At 69.8% G+C, this 19,779-nt stretch carries 23 protein-coding genes; 5 read left to right on the forward strand and 18 right to left on the reverse strand.

All coding sequences use genetic code 11. From position 1 onward, the window contains the following. Positions 1–17: 17 nt before the first annotated feature. From J2S42_RS24470 to J2S42_RS24550, 17 genes are all read right to left on the reverse strand, one after another. A complete protein-coding gene (locus tag J2S42_RS24470) occupies positions 18–1,184 on the reverse strand; it encodes a flagellar hook protein FlgE (RefSeq protein ID WP_307242682.1) in 1,167 nt (388 codons plus the stop codon). A 59-nt stretch (positions 1,185–1,243) separates the two neighbouring features. Next, complete coding sequence (locus tag J2S42_RS24475; protein WP_307242683.1) at positions 1,244–1,720, reverse strand: flagellar hook assembly protein FlgD; 477 nt, start codon at positions 1,718–1,720, stop codon at positions 1,244–1,246. 9 nt (positions 1,721–1,729) lie between these two features. Further along, the gene (locus tag J2S42_RS24480; protein ID WP_307242684.1) at positions 1,730–3,469 is read right to left on the reverse strand and encodes a flagellar hook-length control protein FliK; all 1,740 of its coding nucleotides are present in this window, start codon (positions 3,467–3,469) and stop codon (positions 1,730–1,732) included. Between the two features lie 50 nt (positions 3,470–3,519). Continuing rightward, on the reverse strand, positions 3,520–4,515 hold the full coding sequence (locus J2S42_RS24485) for a transglycosylase SLT domain-containing protein (RefSeq protein ID WP_307242685.1): 996 nt from the start codon (positions 4,513–4,515) through the stop codon (positions 3,520–3,522). After that, positions 4,512–4,925 carry a cell envelope biogenesis protein TolA gene (locus J2S42_RS24490; RefSeq protein ID WP_307242686.1) on the reverse strand — a complete coding sequence of 138 codons (414 nt, stop codon included), beginning with the start codon at positions 4,923–4,925 and terminating at the stop codon, positions 4,512–4,514. The genes J2S42_RS24485 and J2S42_RS24490 overlap by 4 nt, the downstream gene beginning before the upstream one ends. A 29-nt stretch (positions 4,926–4,954) precedes the next feature. Continuing rightward, positions 4,955–6,289 (reverse strand): FliI/YscN family ATPase, encoded by a 1,335-nt coding sequence (locus tag J2S42_RS24495; protein WP_307242687.1) that lies wholly within the window; start codon positions 6,287–6,289, stop codon positions 4,955–4,957. After that, on the reverse strand, positions 6,286–6,954 hold the full coding sequence (locus J2S42_RS24500) for a FliH/SctL family protein (protein WP_307242688.1): 669 nt from the start codon (positions 6,952–6,954) through the stop codon (positions 6,286–6,288). Before J2S42_RS24500 ends, J2S42_RS24495 begins: the two co-directional genes overlap by 4 nt. Next, positions 6,938–7,954, reverse strand: a complete 1,017-nt coding sequence (gene fliG / locus J2S42_RS24505; protein WP_307242689.1) for a flagellar motor switch protein FliG — start codon at positions 7,952–7,954, stop codon at positions 6,938–6,940. Before fliG ends, J2S42_RS24500 begins: the two co-directional genes overlap by 17 nt. 67 nt (positions 7,955–8,021) lie before the next feature. Beyond that, complete coding sequence (gene fliF, locus J2S42_RS24510; RefSeq protein WP_307242690.1) at positions 8,022–9,605, reverse strand: flagellar basal-body MS-ring/collar protein FliF; 1,584 nt, start codon at positions 9,603–9,605, stop codon at positions 8,022–8,024. Next, complete coding sequence (fliE, locus tag J2S42_RS24515; protein WP_307242691.1) at positions 9,605–9,928, reverse strand: flagellar hook-basal body complex protein FliE; 324 nt, start codon at positions 9,926–9,928, stop codon at positions 9,605–9,607. The genes fliF and fliE overlap by 1 nt, the downstream gene beginning before the upstream one ends. Next, positions 9,928–10,326 (reverse strand): flagellar basal body rod protein FlgC, encoded by a 399-nt coding sequence (locus J2S42_RS24520; RefSeq protein ID WP_307242692.1) that lies wholly within the window; start codon positions 10,324–10,326, stop codon positions 9,928–9,930. Before J2S42_RS24520 ends, fliE begins: the two co-directional genes overlap by 1 nt. 12 nt (positions 10,327–10,338) lie before the next feature. Then, a complete protein-coding gene (locus J2S42_RS24525; protein WP_307242693.1) occupies positions 10,339–10,680 on the reverse strand; it encodes a flagellar basal body rod protein FlgB in 342 nt (113 codons plus the stop codon). 228 nt (positions 10,681–10,908) lie between these two features. Further along, complete coding sequence (locus J2S42_RS24530) at positions 10,909–11,250, reverse strand: hypothetical protein (RefSeq protein WP_307242694.1); 342 nt, start codon at positions 11,248–11,250, stop codon at positions 10,909–10,911. A gap of 11 nt (positions 11,251–11,261) precedes the next feature. Then, entirely contained in the window at positions 11,262–11,645 is a 384-nt protein-coding gene (gene fliS, locus J2S42_RS24535; protein WP_307242695.1) for a flagellar export chaperone FliS, read from the reverse strand. Between the two features lie 14 nt (positions 11,646–11,659). Then, positions 11,660–12,964, reverse strand: coding sequence for a flagellar filament capping protein FliD (gene fliD / locus J2S42_RS24540; RefSeq protein ID WP_307242696.1), 1,305 nt, complete (start codon positions 12,962–12,964; stop codon positions 11,660–11,662). A gap of 125 nt (positions 12,965–13,089) precedes the next feature. Continuing rightward, positions 13,090–13,917: a flagellin N-terminal helical domain-containing protein gene (locus J2S42_RS24545; RefSeq protein ID WP_307242697.1), complete on the reverse strand. Its 828-nt coding sequence runs from the start codon at positions 13,915–13,917 to the stop codon at positions 13,090–13,092. A 185-nt stretch (positions 13,918–14,102) separates the two neighbouring features. Continuing rightward, the gene (locus J2S42_RS24550; protein WP_307242698.1) at positions 14,103–14,978 is read right to left on the reverse strand and encodes a sigma-70 family RNA polymerase sigma factor; all 876 of its coding nucleotides are present in this window, start codon (positions 14,976–14,978) and stop codon (positions 14,103–14,105) included. A gap of 216 nt (positions 14,979–15,194) precedes the next feature. Here J2S42_RS24550 and flgN point away from each other — a divergent pair, with 216 nt between their 5' ends. Genes flgN through csrA form a run of 5 tightly spaced genes read left to right on the forward strand, consistent with a single transcriptional unit; the run spans position 15,195 to position 18,744 of the window. Continuing rightward, positions 15,195–15,677: a flagellar export chaperone FlgN gene (gene flgN / locus J2S42_RS24555; RefSeq protein ID WP_307242699.1), complete on the forward strand. Its 483-nt coding sequence runs from the start codon at positions 15,195–15,197 to the stop codon at positions 15,675–15,677. Continuing rightward, the gene (flgK, locus tag J2S42_RS24560; RefSeq protein ID WP_307242701.1) at positions 15,677–17,059 is read left to right on the forward strand and encodes a flagellar hook-associated protein FlgK; all 1,383 of its coding nucleotides are present in this window, start codon (positions 15,677–15,679) and stop codon (positions 17,057–17,059) included. Before flgN ends, flgK begins: the two co-directional genes overlap by 1 nt. Positions 17,060–17,071: 12 nt before the next feature. Then, positions 17,072–17,974 carry a flagellar hook-associated protein FlgL gene (gene flgL / locus J2S42_RS24565; protein WP_307242703.1) on the forward strand — a complete coding sequence of 301 codons (903 nt, stop codon included), beginning with the start codon at positions 17,072–17,074 and terminating at the stop codon, positions 17,972–17,974. Between the two features lie 53 nt (positions 17,975–18,027). Further along, positions 18,028–18,459: a flagellar assembly protein FliW gene (gene fliW, locus J2S42_RS24570; protein WP_307242704.1), complete on the forward strand. Its 432-nt coding sequence runs from the start codon at positions 18,028–18,030 to the stop codon at positions 18,457–18,459. Positions 18,460–18,510: 51 nt separating this feature from the next. Continuing rightward, positions 18,511–18,744, forward strand: a complete 234-nt coding sequence (gene csrA / locus J2S42_RS24575) for a carbon storage regulator CsrA (RefSeq protein ID WP_033345968.1) — start codon at positions 18,511–18,513, stop codon at positions 18,742–18,744. A gap of 112 nt (positions 18,745–18,856) precedes the next feature. Here the strand turns inward: csrA and J2S42_RS24580 are convergent, their stop codons facing one another. After that, positions 18,857–19,702, reverse strand: a complete 846-nt coding sequence (locus tag J2S42_RS24580; protein WP_307242707.1) for a peptidoglycan DD-metalloendopeptidase family protein — start codon at positions 19,700–19,702, stop codon at positions 18,857–18,859. Positions 19,703–19,779 lie beyond the last annotated feature (77 nt).

Genomic DNA, 19,779 nt, shown 5'->3' on the forward strand with positions numbered 1-19,779 from the left:
GGTAACGCGACGAACGATTACCGCTTGATGTTGACCAGCTCCTCGAGGATCTGGTCGGAGGTGGTGATGATCCGGGAGTTCGCCTGGAAACCGCGCTGTGCGATGACCAGGTTGGTGAACTCGCTGGCGAGGTCGACGTTCGACATCTCCAGCATGCCGCTGGAGAGCGTGCCGAGTCCGCTGTCGGACGGCGTGCCCACCTGCGCCATGCCCGAGTTCACCGTGGTCCGGTACATCGAGTCTCCGACCTTCTCCAGGCCGCCGACGTTGTTGAAGTTCGCCAGCGCGACCTGACCCAGGGTCGACTTCATGCCGTTCGTGAAGACACCCACGATCTCACCGGTCTGCGAGATGTTGTACGAGGCCAGCGTGCCCGACGCGTTACCGTCCACCTGGTTCAGCTTCGGGTTGGTCTTGCCGCTGTACTCGGTCATCTTGCTGACGTCGACGGTGTAGTCGCCGAGCGTGATCGTGGGAGTGGTGGGGACACCGTCGGTGAAGTTGATCGTCGCGGTGCCTCCGCCGTCCGGCAGCTCGACGCTCCACGCGTCGTCGCCGGTCTTCGTGAAGCTGAGCGTCAGGCTCTTGGTCGCGCCGGTCTCCGTGAACACGCTGATCGGCAGCTCAACCGCGGGGTCGGTGGTGGCCGCCTCCGCGGAGAGGTTGCCGGTCAGCGTCACGGTGTCGGTCTCCTTCGGCGCGATGGTCTGGCCGAGCGGCAGCTTGATCGGCTCGATCGCGCCGTTGGCGTCGACCACACCGTCCGTCGCTTGCCAGCCCATCACCTTCTGGCCACCGACCGTGACCATGTTGCCCTGCGTGTCGAACGAGAACGAGCCAGCACGGGTGTACATGGTCTCGTTGCCGTTCTTCACCGCGAACATGCCGTCGCCCTGGATCATCAGGTCCGTGCTCCGACCGGTGGTCTGCGCGGAGCCCTGCGAGAAGTTGGTGTTGATGCCGGCGAGCTTCACGCCGAGTCCGATCTGAGCGGGGTTTGTCCCGCCAGCCGTGTCCTGCGGTGAGCCGGCTGAGCGAACCATCTGGCTGAGCGTGTCCTGGAAGACGGCGTTACTGGACTTGAATCCAGCCGTGTTCACGTTGGCAATGTTGTTGCCCGTGATATCCATCATCTGCTGGTGGACACGGAGGCCGCCGATACCCGAGAACAGCGAACGCAGCATAGAGGTGGTTTCCTTTGTTCGGTGGTGTGTTGCTGGACCGGTTGTTCACCACGAAGCGTTTAGCTGGGCTTCGCGGCCTGACGAACATCCTTGACGTCTGACAGCGCTACATCCTTGTCCCCGATTTTCAGCGTCGGGGTGCTGCCACCAAATGTCGCCGACGTGACGACACCAGTAATGTCGGCACCGCCGGCCGGATCCTTAGCGGTCACCGTCTTCCCGATCAGATTGCTCGCGCCCAGCATCAGCTGGCTCTGCAGCATCGACGCCTGCCCGCTGGCCAGCGTGTCCAGTTTCGCCACGCTGTCCGCGATCGCGCCGAGTTTCTCCACCTGGGTGAACTGCGCGGTCTGGGTGAGGAACTGGGTGGCGTCCGCCGGATTGCTCGGATCCTGGTATTTCATCTGCGCCACCAGCAGCTTCAGGAACGTGTCCTGGTCGAGCTTGTTGCTGGACTTCGCGGCCTCCTGGTTCGATTTGCCCAGCACATCGCTGATGTTGGTATATCCGGACCCGCCTACGGCGCCCGTGGTCATGTGTCCCCCTTAGGCCGTGGTGTCGACCCGGCGTGTGCCGCCGCGGTCGGTGAAGAAGCCGCGCGAGGCACCGGCCGGTGCGGCGGCCGGCTCCGCGACCGCGGACGCGTCGCCGTATCCACCGCGGTTCTGGTTGCGCAGCGCGAACTGGCGCTGGTACGCGTCCGTGTTCTGCTGCGGCGTGCCGGAGCCGAGGTCGAGGTTCGTGTTGCCGAAGCCGGCGTCCTGCAGCTCCTTGCGCAGGTCGTTCATCGAGTTGCGCAGCGCCTCCCGGCCCGCCTCGGTGCCGCCGGTCAGCTGCACGTTGATGTCGCCGTTGCGGATCTCCGCCACCACGCTCACCGGGCCGAGGTCGACCGGGTGCAGGTGCACGGTGAGCCGGTGGATGCCGTCCGCCTCCAGCCGCAGCGGCGCGATGTGCATCGCGACCTGGTGGGACGGCGGCGTGTTCGGCGTGCCGGTGTAGGCCGGTGCCGGCGTGACCGCGGTGACCGGTGCGGACGGTGCCGGCGCGGCGGGCTGCGCGATCGCACCCGCGGCCAGAGACGGGTCCGGCGTGCCGGCCGACCGCGCCGCGGCGCGTGCGGGATCCGGACCCGGCGTGGGTGTGGTCTGCGGCCCGGCCGCGGTCGCGTCCGGCGCGGTCTCCAGGGGCGTCGAGGGTACGGCCGGAGCCGCGGTCCCGGACGCGTCGCCACCCTGCTGCCCGCCGCCGGCCGTGGCGTCCTGGCCGGTGGCCGCCGTGGCGGTGGTGGCGGTCGTGGTGGACGCCGGGCCGGTGGTGCCGCCGGCGTCGGACGGGGCCGTGGTGAGCGCCGGGTCGGCGGCGAGCGCCGGGTCCGCCGGTGCGGCGGTGGCCGGTGCCGGGGTGAGCGCGCCGGGCAGCGCGACGGTCTCGCCGTCGGCCACCGGCGTGAGGCCCTCCGGCAGCGGGCCGCCGGTCCGCGTGACGTCGGCGGGGGTGATCGTGGTGGGCGCGGTGCCGGCGACCGGGCCGGCCGCCTGGGCGAGCCCGGCGCCGGCCGGGGTGATCGGCGTGGCCGCCGTGGCCTGTCCGGTCACGGCCGGTGCGGCGGTGGTGTCGGCCGGTGCGGTGGCGGCGCCGGCGGGCGCGGGCGAGGTCGGGATCACGGACGCGAGCAGCGCGGTGGCGGCGTCCATCGGCACGGCGGCCGGCTTCTGCGCGTCCCCCGCGTCGGCGGTGGTGGTCTCCGCGGCCTCGGCCTTCGCCTCGCCCTCGGCGGTCTGCTCGGTGCCCTCGGCCGCGCCGGTCTCCCGCGCTTCGCCGGTCTCCCGCGCTTCGCCGGTCTCCCGCCGCCCGCGGGCCTCCTTCGCACCGCCGGTCTCCCCGGTCTCGCGTGCGGCACGGGCGTCACCCGCGTCCCGCGAGTCACGGCTCTCCCGGGTGTCACGTGATTCCCGGACCTCACGGCTCGCGCGTACACCGCCGGCCTCGCCGGCGTCACGGGTCTCGCGGGTGCGGGTGTCGCGGACCTCGCGGCCGAGGCGGTTGTCCCGCGGCGGCCGGGCCGCGTCGTGGTCGCGGCGCTCGGCGGAGCGGTCGTCGTGACGCGGGGAGTCCGGGCGCTGCGACTGCGGGCGCTGGGTCTCCGGCCGCTTCGAGTCCACCTCGGTGGCCAGCATCGAGGAGAACGCGTCGGCGTCGCCGCCGGGCCGCTTGGCGGTGGCGCCGGAGGCGGTGGTCTTCGCCGTGGCGTTCGACGCGTTGATGGACATCGGGTTGGTCATCGGCTGGAACGTCTCCCTAAAAAAGGCGATATTTCCGGTCGCAGTCGGGGTCAGCCGAGGGCGGCCAGTGCGGCCTTCACCTTCGGCACGTACGCCTGGGTCTCCGCGAACGGCGGGATCCCGTCGTACTTGCGCACCGCACCGCCGCCGGCGTTGTAGGCCGCCAGCGCAAGGTCGAGCGACTTGAACTCCTTCAGGTTCGACTTCAGCAGCTTGGCCGCCCCCTCGATGGCCTGCTTCGGGTCGAACGCGTTGTCGACGCCGAGACCGCGTGCGGTCGACGGCATCAGCTGCATGAGGCCCTGCGCACCGGCCGGGCTGACCGCCCGCGGGTTGTAGCCGGACTCCACCTTCGCGACCGCGGCCAGCAGCTTCGCCGGTACGCCGTGCTTCGCCGCGGCCTGCGTGAACAGGTCCGCGTACGGCACGCCGCTCAGCGACGCACTGGTGCCGAGCGCGGCGGCGCGCAGCCCGGGCACCGCCGCGGCGGAGACCGGCCCGGTGGCGGCCGATTCGTCGATCACCCGGCGGATCGTGCTGGGCGTCTCGTACACCTTCTGGATCTTGACGTGGTCACCCGGCTTCGGCGCGGCGATCATCTTGTTGTCGCCGAGGTAGATGCCGACGTGGTCCACCGGCCGGTTGAACGCGAGGATGTCGCCCGGCTTGGCCTGCGCGAGGCTCTGCACCGCGGTGCCGGCCTTCGCCTGGTCGGCCGCGATGCGCGGAAGCTTGACGCCCATGTCGGAGTAGGCGCGTTGCACAAGAGACGAGCAGTCCAGGCCCTTGTCCGGATTCGTGCTGCCGAACACGTACGGCACGCCGAGGTACTTCTTCGCTGCCTCGACGATGCCGGCGCCGGTGGCGCCGCTCGTGGCCGGCGAGGACCCGGTCGCCGCGGTGAGCGCGGAGGCGAAGCTGGCGCCCTTCGCGGCGGTGGTGCTGGTGGTGCTGACCGTTACCGGGTTCGTGCTGGTCGGATTAAGGCCTAGCTGAGTCTGCAGTTGCGCGATGCGCTGCTGGACGTTAGCGATGCCTTTGATCACGCACTGGCTCCCCGGGCCGAAGCCCGCTGGCCGTTCGTCACGGCCAGTTCGTCGATCGCCTTCTGGTCACTTGCCATCTCGTGGGCCTTGCGAGCCTCGGCGTGCCGCTCGGCCAGCCGCTCCACCGCACGCCGCTTCTTGGCGGCGTCCGCGAGCAGCTGCTGCTGCAGCGCCGTGACCTCACCGGCCTCGACGACCTTCGCCTCCGCGGCGGCCAGGTTGGCGGCGAGCGCCTGCCGGGCCACCAGGGCGGCGACGATCGCCCGGGCGGTACCTTCGGTCGGCGCCTCCGCGCCGACCAGGTCGAGCGACGCCCGCTTCGCCAGGTCCTGAGCACTGCGCTCGGCGGACTTGGCACGGACGAGCTCGCCCTTCGCCGCGTCTTCCTGCGCCTGTCGAGCGCGGAGCACCGGTGCAAGGCGGAAGTGGCGGCGGTTCATCATGACCTTCCTTCAATCGGCAGGCTGTCGGCGTTCAGTAGGGAATTCAGCAAAGCCCAGGAATGCTCGGCCGGGGTCGGCTCGTCCAGGCTCTGCCGAAGGAAGGCGAGGATCTGTGGCCACATGGCGTTGGCCAGGTCGGCGTCCGGGTTGGTGCCGGGGACGTACGCGCCGATCTCGACCAGCTCGCGCACGTCGCGGTGTGCGGCCAGCAGCCGGCGCAGCCGGGTGGCGAGCGCACGCTGCTCCGGCGTGGTGACCACGTTCGCCACCCGGGAGATCGACTCCAGTGCCTCGATCGCCGGGAAGTGCCCGGCCGTCGCCAGCTTCCGGTCCAGCACGATGTGGCCGTCCAGGATGCCGCGCGCCGCGTCCGCGATCGGCTCGTTGTGGTCGTCGCCCTCGACCAGCACGGTATAGAGCGCGGTGATGCTGCCGACCGCGCCCGGACCGGCGCGTTCCAGCAGCGACGCCATCATGCCGAAGACCGACGGCGGGTAACCGCGGGTGGCCGGCGGCTCGCCGACCGACAGACCGACCTCACGCTGGGCCATCGCGGTACGCGTGACGCTGTCCATCATCAGCAGCACGTCGTTGCCCTCGTCGCGGAACCACTCGGCCATCCGGGTCGCCACGAACGCGGCCCGCAGGCGCACCAGCGGCGGCTGGTCACCGGTCGCGATCACCACCACGGACCGCGCCAGCCCCTCGGGGCCCAAGTCGCGCTCCAGGAACTCGCGGACCTCGCGGCCGCGCTCGCCGATCAGCCCGATCACCGCGATCTCGCAGTCGCAACCACGGGTGATCATGCTCATCAGCGAGGACTTGCCGACGCCGGAGCCGGCGAAGATGCCCATCCGCTGGCCGCGGCCGAGCGGGATCAGCGTGTCCAGCACCCGTACGCCGAGCGGCATCGGCCGCTCCACGGTCTGCCGGGCCAGCGCGGACGGTGGCACCGCGTCGATGCTGACCCGCTGACCGCGCAGCGGCGGGCCGCCGTCCATCGGCCGGCCCAGCCCGTCCAGCACCCGGCCGCGCAGGTCAGGGCCGACCGGCACCTGCAGCGGTGCGCCGGTGTTCACCACCGGCGCACCGGTGCCGATGCCGGTGATCGGGCCCAGCGGCAGGCAGCTGAGCCGCTCGCCCTCCAGCGCGACCACCTCGGCCAGGATCGGCTCGTCGTCGCCGCCGATCTGCAGCAGGTCGCCGACCCGGGCGCCGATGCCGCTGACCGTGACGCGCAGGCCGACCGCGCCGGTGACCTCGCCGACCGCCATCGGCCGGGCCGCACGCACCGCGGAGCTGAGCCGGTTGCGCAGTGTCGACGTGCTCACAGGTCCAGCACCTCCCTCACCCGGGCCATCGCGGCCGCGATGGTGGCGTCGATCGTCGTGGGACCGCATTCGGCGACCGCGTCGCCCGGCTGCAGGCCCGGATCGGGCTGCATCCGGATCACCCGTCCCTCATAAGTGAACTCGCCACCGGTAGCGCTGGTCAGCAGGTTTTGGTAATCGTTCGGGTGCAGCCGGACCCGGACGTCGCCGGTCGGCGGCGCCATCGCGAGCGCGCGGTGGATCGCGTCCAGCCCGCCGTTCGCCGCCGTCGCCAGCTCCCGGCCGATCACCGCCTCTGCCAGCTCCAGTGCGCTGGCCAGCACGGTCTCCTGCAGGTCGGCGAGGGTGGGCACGATCCGCGCGTCCAGCCGGGTCACGGCCGCGCCGATCGCGGCGATCGCGGAGGCCAGCGCGGCCTCCCGCCGGGCCTCGTGCGCGCGGTGCGCGGCCTCGGCCTGGTCGCGCGCGGCGTGCGCGGCGACCGCGGCGGCCTGCTGGCCCTGCGCCCAGCCCTCGGCGTAGCCGGCGGTGCGGGCCGCGGTCCGGGCTCGTTCCACCGCCTCCGGCGGCACCGGGGCCTCGTGGCGCAGGTCGATGTCGAACCGCGCGGCCGAGACGTGGCCGGCGTTCTCGGCCCGGATGATCGGATCAGGCGATGAGCTCATCCTCCGCGTCACCGCCGCCCCGCTGGATCTCGATCTGTCCGGAGTCCTCCAGCGCGCGGATGACCTGGACGATCTTGGTCTGTGCTTCCTCGACCATCCGGAGCCGGACCGGGCCCAGCAGGTCGATCTCCTCGAGCAGGTTCTCCCGGGCGCGCTCGGAGAGGTTGCGCACGACCTTGTCGCGTACCTCCTCGGCGACGCCCTTGAGCGCGGTGGCCAGGTCGTTCGACTCGACCTGACGCAGGATCAGCTGGATCGCGCGGTCGTCCAGCGTCTTGATGTCCTCGAACATGAACATCCGGCGCCGGATCTCCTCGGCCAGCTCCGGGTCACGGCCCTCCAGGCCCTCCAGGATGAGCCGCTCCGAGCCGCGGTCCGACCGGTTGATGATGTCCACCAGGGGTTGCAGGCCGCCGACCGTGGACAGCTCGGACGGCTGCAGCACGGTGCTGAGCTTCCGCTCGAACGCGATCTCGACCTGCCGGATGACCTCGGGGGAGGTGCGGTCCATCTTCGCGATCCGGTGCGCCACGTCGGACTGCGCGTTCGCGTCCAGGCCGGAGAGGATCTGCGAGGCGAGCGTGGACGGCAGGTGCGCCAGGACCAGCGCGATCGTCTGCGGGTGCTCGTGCTGCAGGAAGGACAGGACCTGCCGCGGGTCGGCGTGGCTGAGGAAGTTGAACGGCATGTCCGTCATCGACGCGTTCAGCCGGTCCAGGATCATCGAGGCGCGTTCCGGGCCGAGCGACGCCTCCAGCAGCTCCCGGGCGTATTCCAGGCCGCCCTGGCCGGCGTGCCGCACCGTGATCTGCGCGTGGAACTCGTCCATCACGGTGTCGGCGGTCTCCGACTCCACCCGGCCCAGCCGGGCGATCTCCGCGGAGAGTTCCTCGACCTCGCTCTCCTTCAGCTGGGCGAGCAGCTTGGCGGAGCGCTCCTTGTCCATCTGGACCAGCATCACGGCGGCCTTGCGCAGGCCGGTCATCGTTCCGCTTGCCACCCGGCACCCCCATCTCGCGAAAATGCGGCAGGCCCGGCCGGGTCTCCCCGGCCGGGCCTGTAGTTCACTAGCGGCGCTCCGACATCCAGCCGCGCAGCATCTGGGCGACCTCGTCCGGCTGGTCGTCGACCATGCGCTCGATCTCCTTCTGGCGCATCGCGCGATCCTCCGCGTGCTGGTCGTTCGCGCGCTCGATCTCGACCTGCGTGCTCATCGAGGCGCGGCGGGCGCGCTCGGCCTCCTCCTCCGCGGCCAGGCGGGCCAGCTCCTCCTCGGTCAGGCGCTGGCGGCGGGCCTTCCGGCCGGCACGCCAGGCCACGAAGACCAGGATCAGCAGGATCAGCACGACCGCGCCGGTCTTGGCCAGCGACAGGTAGGTGGCCTGCTTGTCCGCGGTGGTCGCCTGGTTCAGCGACGCGGCGGCGGCCTCCGCGGCCGTGGTGTCGAACGGCACGGCCGACACCGCGAGCGTGTCACCGCGGGTGGTGTCGATGCCGGCCGCGGACGCGACCAGCTTCTCCACCTCGGCCGGGTCCATGCCGCCCGCGGCCGCGCTGTTGATGATGACGCCCATGTTGAGCTTCTTCAGCGCGCCACCGGCGGCCTTGCGGACCTCCTCGGTCTTGTTGACCGCGTTGTTCTTGGTGGACGTGGTCGACTCGTACGAGCCGTTCGCACCGTTCGCGTTGCCGTTCGGCACCTGGATGTTGTCCGGGCCGAGCACGCCGGCCGCGGTGTTGCCGCCGTTCGCGTACGTCTCCCGGCTGTTCGACTCGGACAGCGCCGGCACGGTCGGGTCGTAGCTGTACTTCGTGGTCTTGGTCTCGGTGTTGTCGAAGTCCAGGTCCGCGGTGGTGGTGACGGTCGAGTTGCCCGGGCCGAGCACCTTGTCCAGCATCGCCTGGATCTTGTTGTTCATCTGGGTCTGGAACGCGGCGGTCTTCTGGTCGCCGTCGCCGCTGCCCGCGCCGACCGTGCTGCCGTCTCCGGCGGAGAGCACCTTGCCGGAGGAGTCGGCCACGGTCACCGCGGTCGGGTCGAGCCCGTCGACGCTGGACGCGACCAGGTGCACGACCGACTGGACCTGCTGGTTGGACAGCGGGGTGTTGCCCTGCGCGGCGATCAGGACGGAGGCGGTCGGCTTCTCCGCGTCGTCGGAGAAGACGTCCTTCTGCGGGATCGCCAGGTGCACGGTCGCGGCCTGGACGCCGTCGATCGAGCCGATGGTCTTGTTGAGCTCGCCCTCCAGCGCCCGCTGGTAGCCGACGTGCTGCATGAACTCCGAGGTGGTGATGCCCTGCTTGTCCAGCAGCGCGTAGCCGGAGTCGGAGTTGGCCGGCAGTCCCGCGCCGCTCATCTGGATCCGCAGGTCGTAGACCTGGTCCTTCGGAACCATGATGGTCGCGCCGCCGTCGGCGAGCTCGTAGGCGACACCCTCAGCCGTGAGATTCTCGACGATCGCGCTCGCGTCCTCACCGGAGAGGTTGTTGAACAACATCGCGTACGAGGGCTTCGAGGCCCAGGTGGCGAAGAAGTAACCGCCGATGGCCAGGGCGATGACCGCGAAGATCGTGACGGCCTTCTGGCCGGTGGTGAAGGAGGCGAACGAGTCGGTCAGGCGGCGGACGGGCGCCGGAAGCCGGTTCTTCATTAAGCCTGCATCCTCATAATCTCTGTGAAGGCCTCAACGGCCTTGTTCCGAACTGCCACGGTGAGTTGGGTCGCCAGCGCCGCTTCGGTGCTGGCCATCGTGTAGGCGGCTGGATCCGAGAGAGTGCCGTTAGCGGCTTGTACAGCCAGTTCATCGGCACGGCCCTGGACCTTCTGAAGGTTTTCCAGACCGCTGCTGAGCATCGAGGCGAAGTCCCCGTTCGGGCCGGAGACGGCCGGCGTGGACGACGGCGCGCTCGGTGCGACGGGCGCGATCGGCAGTGCGGCGCCGATGCCGGAGATGCCGGAGATCGGAGATGTCATCAGGAGCCCTTCCCGAGCTGGATGGCGGCGTTGTAGGAGTCCTTGGCGCGTTCGACGACGGAGAGGTTGGCCTGGTAGCCGCGCTGTGCCATGACCAGCTGGCCCATCTGGGAGCCGAGGTCGATGTCGGGCATGCGCACGTATCCGTCGGCGTCCGCGAGCGGGTGGTTCGGGTCGTGCACCAGCCGGCCCTCGGCACTGCCGAACGCGGCGCCGCCGACCTGCACGCCGTTGCCGTCACCGGCCTCCTGCGCGATGACGTAGCGCTCCCGGAACGCCGCCTCCGACGTCCGGGTGACCGTGTTCATGTTCGCGACGTTGTCCGACACCGCGTCCAGCCACTTGCGGTAGACCGTGACGCCGGTGCTGGCGACGCCGATCGCGTTGAATGTGCTCACCGGTTATCCCCCTCAGCCCTTCAGAACCGTGCTGATCAGGCCGTACTTGCTGTCCAGGGCGCGCAGCGTGAGCTGGTACCGCATGGACGTGTCGACGTGCGAGAGCGTCTCCTCGTCGAGGTTGACGTTGCTGCCGTTGAGCCGCGTCGGCTCCAGCGAGCGGTCCACGCTCGGCGCGACGCGGGTCGGCTGGCCGGTCTCGACGGCGTGCGAGAGCGCCTCCTCGAACTTGACCTTCTGGGCGTGGTAGCCCGGGGTCTCGATGTTGGCGATGTTGTTGGCGATCGCCTTCTGCCGGGCGGCGAGCCCGTTCACGGCGATACGCAGCGCTGACGACGTGACATCGTCGAACACGGCAGCGACTCCTTCCCCCTTGCGTGGCCGCCGGTCCGTGGCGAGTCGTTCCCTGAGCGCTCCGTGCTCGTGCCCTTCCCATCGGCCACGGCGGCGCGCGCTTGAGGCCGCACGGGTTTCCGCTCAGTTGCGGATTCCGCTATCGAGTTGTCAAGAGACTCGTCCCCACGGACCCAGAGCGCGGGTCCGTGGGGACAGGGCAGAACAAAAGCCTTATGGGGTACGGATTCACATGGCGCAGTCCAGGTACGCCGGCCTCGACGGCACCGAGTCGCGGGTTTCCACCTTCGCCACGGCCGCCACCTGCCGGCGCGTGCCGACCAGGCGCTGCGCGAGCAGCTGCGCGGCCGCGGTCTGCCGCTTGAGGATGCCGTCCGCGCGCGGCCGCAGGTCCAGCGGAAGCGGGCCGAGGCCCTCCGGCGGCGACCACGGGTCGGGCACCGGCGCGTCGTCCAGCCGGTGCGCGTCGGCCAGCATCGTCTCCACGGCGGAGACGTCCAGCTCCAGGCGGTCGAGCGCCTCGGTCCAGGCCGACCGCCAGTCGTCCTCCGTACCGTGTGCGGTGTTCATGGTGGTTTCTCTCAGCCGGCCGCCGCGGGCTGCGCGGCCGCCTCCCGCCACGCGTCCCGGACCGGTTCGATCTGTTCGCGCACCAGGCGGGCCCGCTCCGCGTCACCGCCCACGTTCGCGCCGATCAGCTCCGCCAGCCAGTACGCGTACAGCGCGGCCAGCCCGGCCGCGCCGGACCAGACGGACATGTCCAGCGTCGAGCGCAGCTCGATGATGATCTCCTGGGCGTGCTGGAGCCGGTCGGACGCGGTGGTCCGGTCGCCGGCCAGCAGCGCCTCCTCGCCCTGCGCCACGTCCAGCACCAGGCGGTCGTAGAGCATCACCAGCAGCCGCCCGGGCGAGGCGGTGTTGATCGAGTCGTTGAGATAGCGGTTGCGCAGCGCCGGGCTGGTCATCTCGGTTCATCCCCCTACAGGCTGGCGAGCTGTCCGGACAGCCAGCTGGACTGGTTGTTCAACGAACTCAGCGAGGTCTCCATGGCGGAGAACTGGCGGGTGAGCGCGGTCTTGCGCGCGGCGAGCCGGATATCCCAGCTGCTGATCTGGTCGTTCATGTTCTCGATGAGCGACTTGCGGCCGTTGATCACGTCAGTGACGCCGGTCTGCGACTTGTCCGACAGCTCCTTGACCTTGGTCGCGTACGACGTGGTGGCCGTCTTGATCGCGTCCGGGTTGGCCTCGTACGCGGCCTTGAACTTGGTCTCGTCGAACGAGACGGTGCCGTCCCGGGTGAGCGAGATGCCCAGTTTCGAGAGGCTGCCGAAGTCCTCCAGGCCACCGCTGACCGTACCGAGCAGCCGCTGGCTGATCTGCCGCACCGAGAAGTCGCCGGCCAGCGCGGCCGCGCTCGACTTGGTCGCCGACGTCGAGCTGTACGCGGTCTGCTTGCTGATCTCGGAGAACGCGCCGTTCATGGCGTCGACCAGCGACTTCACCTTGGCGGTGATCGCTGAGGTGTCCGAGGCGACGTCGACCGTCACGCCGGTCTCGCCCGCCTTGGTCACCGTGATCGAGGTGCCCGGGATCAGATTGGAGAACGTGTTGCTGGTGCTGGTCACGGAGTAGCCGCCGTCCGCGTCCGCGCCGCCCACCTGGAGCTTCGCGTCGGACGCCGCGGTCGGCGTCTTGATCTCGGTGTCGAAGCCGGCGTCGATGGTGAAGCCGTTCGCGACCCCGGCCTTGGTCGAGCTCATCTGCAGGACGCTCTCGCCGCCCTCCAGGGCGACGACCGTCGCCTTGATGCCGAGGCCGGCGCCGTTGATGGCGCTGGCGATGCCGGCGAGCGAACGGTCGGCCGAGATGTCGACGTTCGACTGCGTACCGTCGCCCTTGGTGATGCTGATACTGCTCTGACTGGTGGCGTCGCCGGTGCTCACGGCGCGCGTGGTGGACACCTGCGCCCGGGACAACGAGATCACGTCGAACGTGACCGTGCCGGTCTGCGTGGAGTTGCCGCTCGCGGTGGTCGCGGAGACGGTGCTGCTGGACGAGGTCGCCTTCGCGGACCGCCAGGTGGCGAGCTTGCCGAGTTCGTCGGCCGCGTTCTCGGCGGCCGCGAGCTTGGTGTTCACGGACTGATAGGCGGTGACCGCCTTCTCCTCCGTGCTCACCTTCGTCTTCAGACGGGTCTGACCTGCCGCCTCGACCTGCATGAGCTGGGAGACGAGCGTGCTGGTGTCCATGCCGCTGACGAGGCCGCTGACGCTGGTGGTCACGTGCGATCCCTCCGAAGGTAGGGAATGGGAATTCATGGGATAGGGGCGGCCGGCGCCGTCTGCCAGCCGCCCCCACCTATTCGATTGTGAGAAGCGATCTTCAGTTGATTAAGTTGTTGTGTGGCCTAGCGCAGCAGCGACAGAACGCCCTGCGGGGCCTGGTTCGCCTGGGCCAGCATCGAGGTGCCAGCCTGCGACAGGATCTGGGCCCGCGTGAACGAGACCATCTCCTGGGCCATGTCGGTGTCACGGATACGCGACTCCGACGCCGACAGGTTCTCGACCGACACGTTCAGGTTGTTGATCGTGTGCTCGAGACGGTTCTGGTACGCACCGAGCGTCGCACGGGTGGTGGAGACGTTCTTGATCGCGTCGTCGATGGACGCGATCGCGGCGTCCGCACCGGTGGTCAGGTCGATGCCGCCGACACCCAGGCTGGTGGAGTCCATGGCCTGCGTGATGGCGACGGTGAACTTACCGCCCGTGGCGGTGATGTCCTTCCAGTCCACCTGGAAGTCACCGCTGTAGTTGCCGTCGAGGAGCGCCTGGGATCCGAACTTGGTGGTGTTCGCAATCCGGTCGAGCTCCTTGCCCAGCTCCGCGAACTCGGTGTTGCTCGCGGTACGCGCGTCGAGGTCGTTGGAACCCGACGACGACGCCTGCACCGACAGGTCACGCATACGCTGGAGAATGCTGTGCACCTCGGTGAGCGCACCTTCAGCGGTCTGCACGACGCTGATACCGTCCTGCGCGTTGCGAACGGCGACCTTGAGGCCACCGGTCTGGGCGCGCAGGCCCTCGCTGATGCTCAGACCAGCCGCGTCGTCGGCCGCCCGGTTGATGCGGAAACCGCTGGACAGCTTCTCCAGCGACTTCGCCATCTGGCCGTCCGTGACGGACAGGTTCCGGTAGGCGTTCTGCGCGGCGATGTTCTGGTTGATACGAAGACCCATGTGAAATTCCTCCTTGAGATCGGGCCCCTGTGCGGCACATCCGTGCGCCGTACGCCATGACTATTCGGCGCGGGGGACTCGCTCCTGAGATTTCGCGAGAGATTTTCTGGCTTTCGGCGCCGGCCCGGAAAAGAGCCGGAACGCCTGCGGGAGAAGGATCGGCGGTGCCGGGCGCGGCCTGAGCGTCAGGCCGCTATCGCGATCGGGACACCGTGGTGGTCGGTGAACGCGAGCCTGGTGTGCAGGTTCCCGAGCGAGCCGACCTCCTGGTAGTAGGACGCCCGGCGGCGGGCCACGCACCCGTCCTTCCTGTCCTTGCGGTCCACCAGCTCCGGGTCCAGGTGCGTGTTGAGCCCCTCGCGCAGCAGCGTCAGTGCCTCCGCGCGCAGTTGCGAGACGCGGGACTCGGTCACGCCGAGTTCGGCCGCGATCGTCGCCATCGGCCGCTCCTGCATGAAGTAGCCGGTGACCACGGTGCGCAGCCGGTCCGGCAGCGCCTCGATGGCGTTGTGCAGGTAGCCGATCTTCTCCCGGTGCAGCAGCAGGTCCTCCGGGCCCGCGGTGCGCTCGGTGACCATGTCCTCCGCGGCGCCCGTGGTGAAGCCCTGCAGGCTGAGCACGACCGCGCGCTGCACGTCGTCCTCCACCTCCTTGAGCTCGTCCACCGCGATGCCGAGGAACGCGGCCAGCTCCTGCTGGGTCGGCGTCCGCCCGAGCGTGGCGGTCAGCTCCTGCCGGGCGGTGTCGGTCTTGCGGGCCCGGGACCGGACGGACCGGGAGGCCCAGTCCAGGTGGCGCAGCTCGTCGAGGAGCGCGCCGCGCACGCGGGTGGCGGCGAACCGGGCGAACGGGATGCCCCGCGACGGGTCGAAGCCGCGCGCGGCCGTGACCAGCGCGGCGAGGCCGGCCGAGGTCAGGTCGTCGCGATTGACGTGCGAGGGCACCCGGCTCAGCATGTCGCGGACCAGGTGGCCGACGAGCGGGATGTGTTCCCGGATCAAATGCTCCTGCTCGTGGGCGGTGGCGACGTTCGCGGCGGTGGCCGCGGCGACGGCAGTCATGGAGGTTCCCCCTCAGGCGTAGGCCCGCGCTCGCGCGAGCTGTTCACCGTGAACAAGAGAAACTCTCTGTTACTCAGGGTGCCGTGTCCGTGACTTACGGTTGCCATTTGGTTGCATCCGGCCCGGAATCCTCAGGTCAAAACGTCTCAGGGGCGGGGTGCAGCTGCCGACCTGCAAGGACGAACAGGGGACATCGTCCGGCAGGCGGAGGCACGCGTGAGCTTGATCGAACTGTCCAGCGTCCTGTGGCGTACCCGGGAGCTGATGGAGCTGCTGCTCTTCAAGCTCGAAGAGGAGCAGGTACTGCTCGCCTCCGGCCGCTCGCGGTGGCTCGCGCACGCGACCCGTGAGGTCGAGATGGTCCTCGAACAGATGCGTGAGACCGAGGTCATCCGCGCCGCCCACGCGCAGGCGGCCGCGGTCGAGCTCGGGCTCTCGCCCGAAGCCAGCCTGGGGGAGATCGCCGACGCGGCGGCCGCGCCGTGGAGCGACCTCCTCCATGAACACCGTAAGTCATTTCTGACGCTGACCGCGGAGATCAGCGGTCTTGCCGCCACCAACCGTGACCTGCTCTCAGCCGGGCAGCGCGCCGCGCGCGAGACCATGATGATCATCGCCGGTTCCGTCGAGACCTACGGCCCGCAGGGTCAGTCCGTGTCCGTCGGCCACCGTGCCCGCCTAGTGGATGAGGCGATTTGATGGCGAGTACCTTCTCCGGCATCACCACCGCGCTCAGCTCGCTCTACGCTCAGCGCCGGGCGCTGGACGTGGCGGGCCAGAACATCGCGAACGCGAACACCGAGGGATACACCCGGCAGCGCGTGCAGATGACGTCGGCCAGCGGCAACACCATGCCGACCATGTGGTCGACCTCGGACGGCATCGGCAACGGCGTCGCGATCTCCGACATCCGCCGTACCCGGGACGAGTTCCTGGAGGGACGCGGGCGCGAGGAGCGCGCGAACATCTCGTACCTGACGAACCAGAAGCAGCAGTTCGTCACGATCGAGAACACGTTCGCGGAGCCGAGCGACACCGCGCTGCAGCACCAGCTCGGCGAGCTGTGGGGTGCGTTCGGCGACGTGGCCAACAACCCGAACGACAAGGCGATCCGCACCGCGCTGATCCAGCAGGGCAACACCGTGGTGGACGGCATCCACTCCGCCTACAACGCGCTCGGCGCCCAGTGGAAGGCGAACCGCGACCAGGCCGACGCGCTGGCCACCGAGGTCAACACGCTGGCCAAGAACATCGCGCAGCTGAACACCACGATCCAGCGCGCCACCGCGGCCGGCCTGCCGGTCAACGAGATGGCCGACCAACGCGACGTGCAGCTGATGAAGCTCTCCGAGTTGACCGGCGCGACCGCGTCGATCCAGGCCGACGGCACCGCCGCGGTCTACCTCGGCGGCTCCGGCCTGGTGCAGGGCGTCACCGCCCGGGAGATCCGGGTGACCGGCGCGGACCGGTTGCAGAACCAGACCGGCGACCCGGCCAACAGCGTGGCCGTGCGGTGGGCCGACTCCGGCACGCCGGCGCAGGTCGGCGGCACGCTCGCGTCGATCCAGGACACGCTGGTCACCACGATCCCGAAGTACGCGAACTCGCTCGACGGCGTCGCCGCGAACCTGGCGAACACGGTCAACACCCTGCACGCCGGCGGGTACGGCCTGGACGGCGTGACCGGCCGCGCGTTCTTCACCGGCAGCACCGCCGAGTCGATCAAGGTGGCGTTCGACAACCCGGACTTCGTGGCGGCGTCCTCGACGGCCGGCACGTTCGACGCCGCGAACGCGGACGCGCTCGCGGACCTGGCGACCACGCCGGGCGGAGCGGGCGAGACGTACGCCGTCATGATCGCGAACCTCGGCGTGGAGGCGCAGTCGGTCGACCGCCGGCAGGCGATCCAGGCCGTGGTCACCCAGGACACCGACGCGGCGCGGGAGTCGTTCGCCGGCGTCAACCTGGATGAGGAGATGACCCAGCTGATCACGTACCAGCGTGGGTACGAGGCGGCATCCCGGGTGCTCACCGCGGTCGACGAGATGCTCGACGTACTGATCAACCGCATGGCGGTCTAGGAGGTCTGCGCGATGGCGATGCAGCTCAGGGTCACCGACGGTGCCATCACCAACCGGGTGCTGGCCAACCTGCAGGGAAACCTGACCCGGGTCGGCAACCTGCAGGAACAACTCTCCAGCGGCAAGCAGATCAGCCGCCCGTCCGACTCGCCGACCGGCACGGTCTCGGCCATGCAGCTGCGCGGCGAGTCGCGCGCGGTGCAGCAGTACACCCGCAACGCCTCGGACGGGCTGGGCTGGCTCGGCGTCATCGACACGGCGCTGACCAGTTCGCTCTCCCAGACCGGCAAGGTGCGGGAACTGGTGTTGCAGGGCATGTCGGCCGGCACCGCGTCCACGCCGGACGCGCGCGAGGCGATCGCCGCCGAGGTGGAGAACCTGCGCAAGTCGCTGATCGGCGTCGCGAACACGAAGTACCTGGACCGGCCGGTGTTCGGCGGCACCACCACCGGCGAGCGGGCGTTCGACGGGAACGGCTCGTTCGTCGGCGACACCGGGACCGTGATGCGCACGGTCGGCGACAACTCGAAGGTCCAGGTCGACGCGAACGGCGCCGCGGTCTTCGGCGCCAACGGCACGGACTCGCAGCTGTTCACCGTGCTGGAGTCGATCGCCGCCAATCTGCGCGGCTCGAACACCGCGGGCCTTGACGCCGATCTTCAGAATCTGGACGTCGCGATTGGTACGATCAAGACAAATCTGGCCGACGTCGGTGCGCGGTACAACCGCATCGAGACCAGCCGCACCGCCGCCGACGACCGGCTGCTGAACGTCAAGAGCAAGCTCTCGGAGATCGAAGACATCGATCTTCCCAACACCATCATGCAGATGCAGTTGCAGCAGACGGCTTACCAGGCGGCGCTGCAGGCGACCGCCAAGGTGATCCAGCCCTCGCTGATGGATTTCCTGCGCTAGCAGAAAGCTCACCCATCCACCGAAACGACCACCGAGAACGATCGAGGGAAGCCATGACCGCGCGCACGATCGAGCAAGAGATGAATGCAGACCTGCTGGATCTGCCGATCATCGACCTGGTCTCTCCGATGCCCGGTTTCCCGGACAACCGGCAGTTCGTCCTGGTCCGGCTGGACGACAACGGACTCCTCTACTCGCTGCGGGCGGTGGACAACGCCGACCTGCGTTTCCTGGTAATGCCTCCGTCGCCGTTCTTCCCGGACTACGCTCCGGAGATCGACGACGAAGCCGCCGAGATGCTCGGCTCCCCGAAGCCGGAGGACCTGATGGTCCTGCTCGTGGTGACGGCCGGCGACAGTGCCGCGCACGCCACCGCGAACCTGCTCGCCCCGATCGTCATCGACCGGGGCAACCGCCGGGGCATGCAGACCGTGCTCAGTGGGTCCGGGCTGCCGGTGCGCGCGGAGCTCGCCGTCGCGGGGTGAGTCCGGGGTTCCGCGTCGGTCCCGTGCGTCCAACCATGGAGGGAAAGCCGCATGCTCGTATTGACCCGGCGCTCCGGAGAGAGCGTGATGGTCGGCGACGACATCGTCATCACCGTGCTGGAGGTGCGGGGCGAGGTGATCCGGCTGGGGATCCGCGCGCCCCGCACCGTTCAGGTGCACCGCGAGGAGATCTACCGGGAGTTGCAGGCCGCCAACCGCGAGGCCGCGTCCCCGGCGGACAGTGCCGTGGAAGCGCTGGCCGGGGCGCTGCGCAAGCCCGACTGACACTCTGCGTGAAACCGTCCGGAAGGGCCGGCCGCCACTCGGCGCCGGCCCTTCCGACGTGTCCGGCCCGGTGACCGGGGCGTCGTCGTGGACTCCCCGGTCACCGCGGCGGTCACTTCACGGCCACGCCCTTGGCCTTCAGGAACAGGAACGGGTCGACCGCGTTCTCCACCGTCGCCGGGAACGCGGTGTGCACCTCGAAGTGCAGGTGCGGTCCGGTGGAGTGGCCGGACGAGCCGACCTGCCCGATCACGTCACCCGCGGTCACGGTCTGGCCGGGCACCACGGACGGGCGCCGCACCATGTGGCAGTACCGGGTGGTGACGCCGTCCGCGTCGCGGATCTCCACGAACCAGCCGCAGCCGCTCACCGTCAGGCCGCCGTCGGTGTCGCAGGTGCCGATCGATACCTGGCACAGCACGCGCATCACCACGCCGGAGTGCGCGGCCCGGATCGGGGTCTCCTTCGCGGCGGCCAGGTCCATGCCGTTGTGCGTGGGCCGCTGCGGCGTACGGAACGCGCTGTTCATCGCGGCCGGCACCGGCAGCACCCACGCGGGACCGGCCGCGCCCTCGGTGCTGCGGCTCGGGGTCGGCTTCGGCGGGTCGCAGACCGGCAGCTTCGTGGCCGGCCGCTTGATGTACGCGTCGGAGACGTAGCCGCCGTCGGAGAGCCGGTCCCACAGGTCGGTGGTGCGCACCGTACCGGTGACGCGGTTGCCCTTGGCCTGGCAGACGATGCTGACCTTGGCGCCCTCCTGGAGCGTGCCGATCCGCTTGGACGCGGTCTTGGCCGCCTTGCGGACGTTGAGCACCAGCCCGCCGGTGCTGACCGTGCCGGACACCGAGGAGGCCGCCTCCGCGGGGCTCGCGGTCACGGTGGCGAGGCCGCCGACCAGCAGGCCGAGTCCGGCGATGGCCGCCGCCGAGGCGCGGCGCCGGTTGCGTTTCGTGGGCAAGGTTTCTCCTCCCGCCCCGCCGGTCGGCGGGCACGGGAAGAAAGGTTGCCGGGCGTGCCTTGCCGTCCCGGTGCCTG

This window comes from Catenuloplanes indicus, from assembly GCF_030813715.1.
GTDB lineage: Bacteria > Actinomycetota > Actinomycetes > Mycobacteriales > Micromonosporaceae > Catenuloplanes > Catenuloplanes indicus.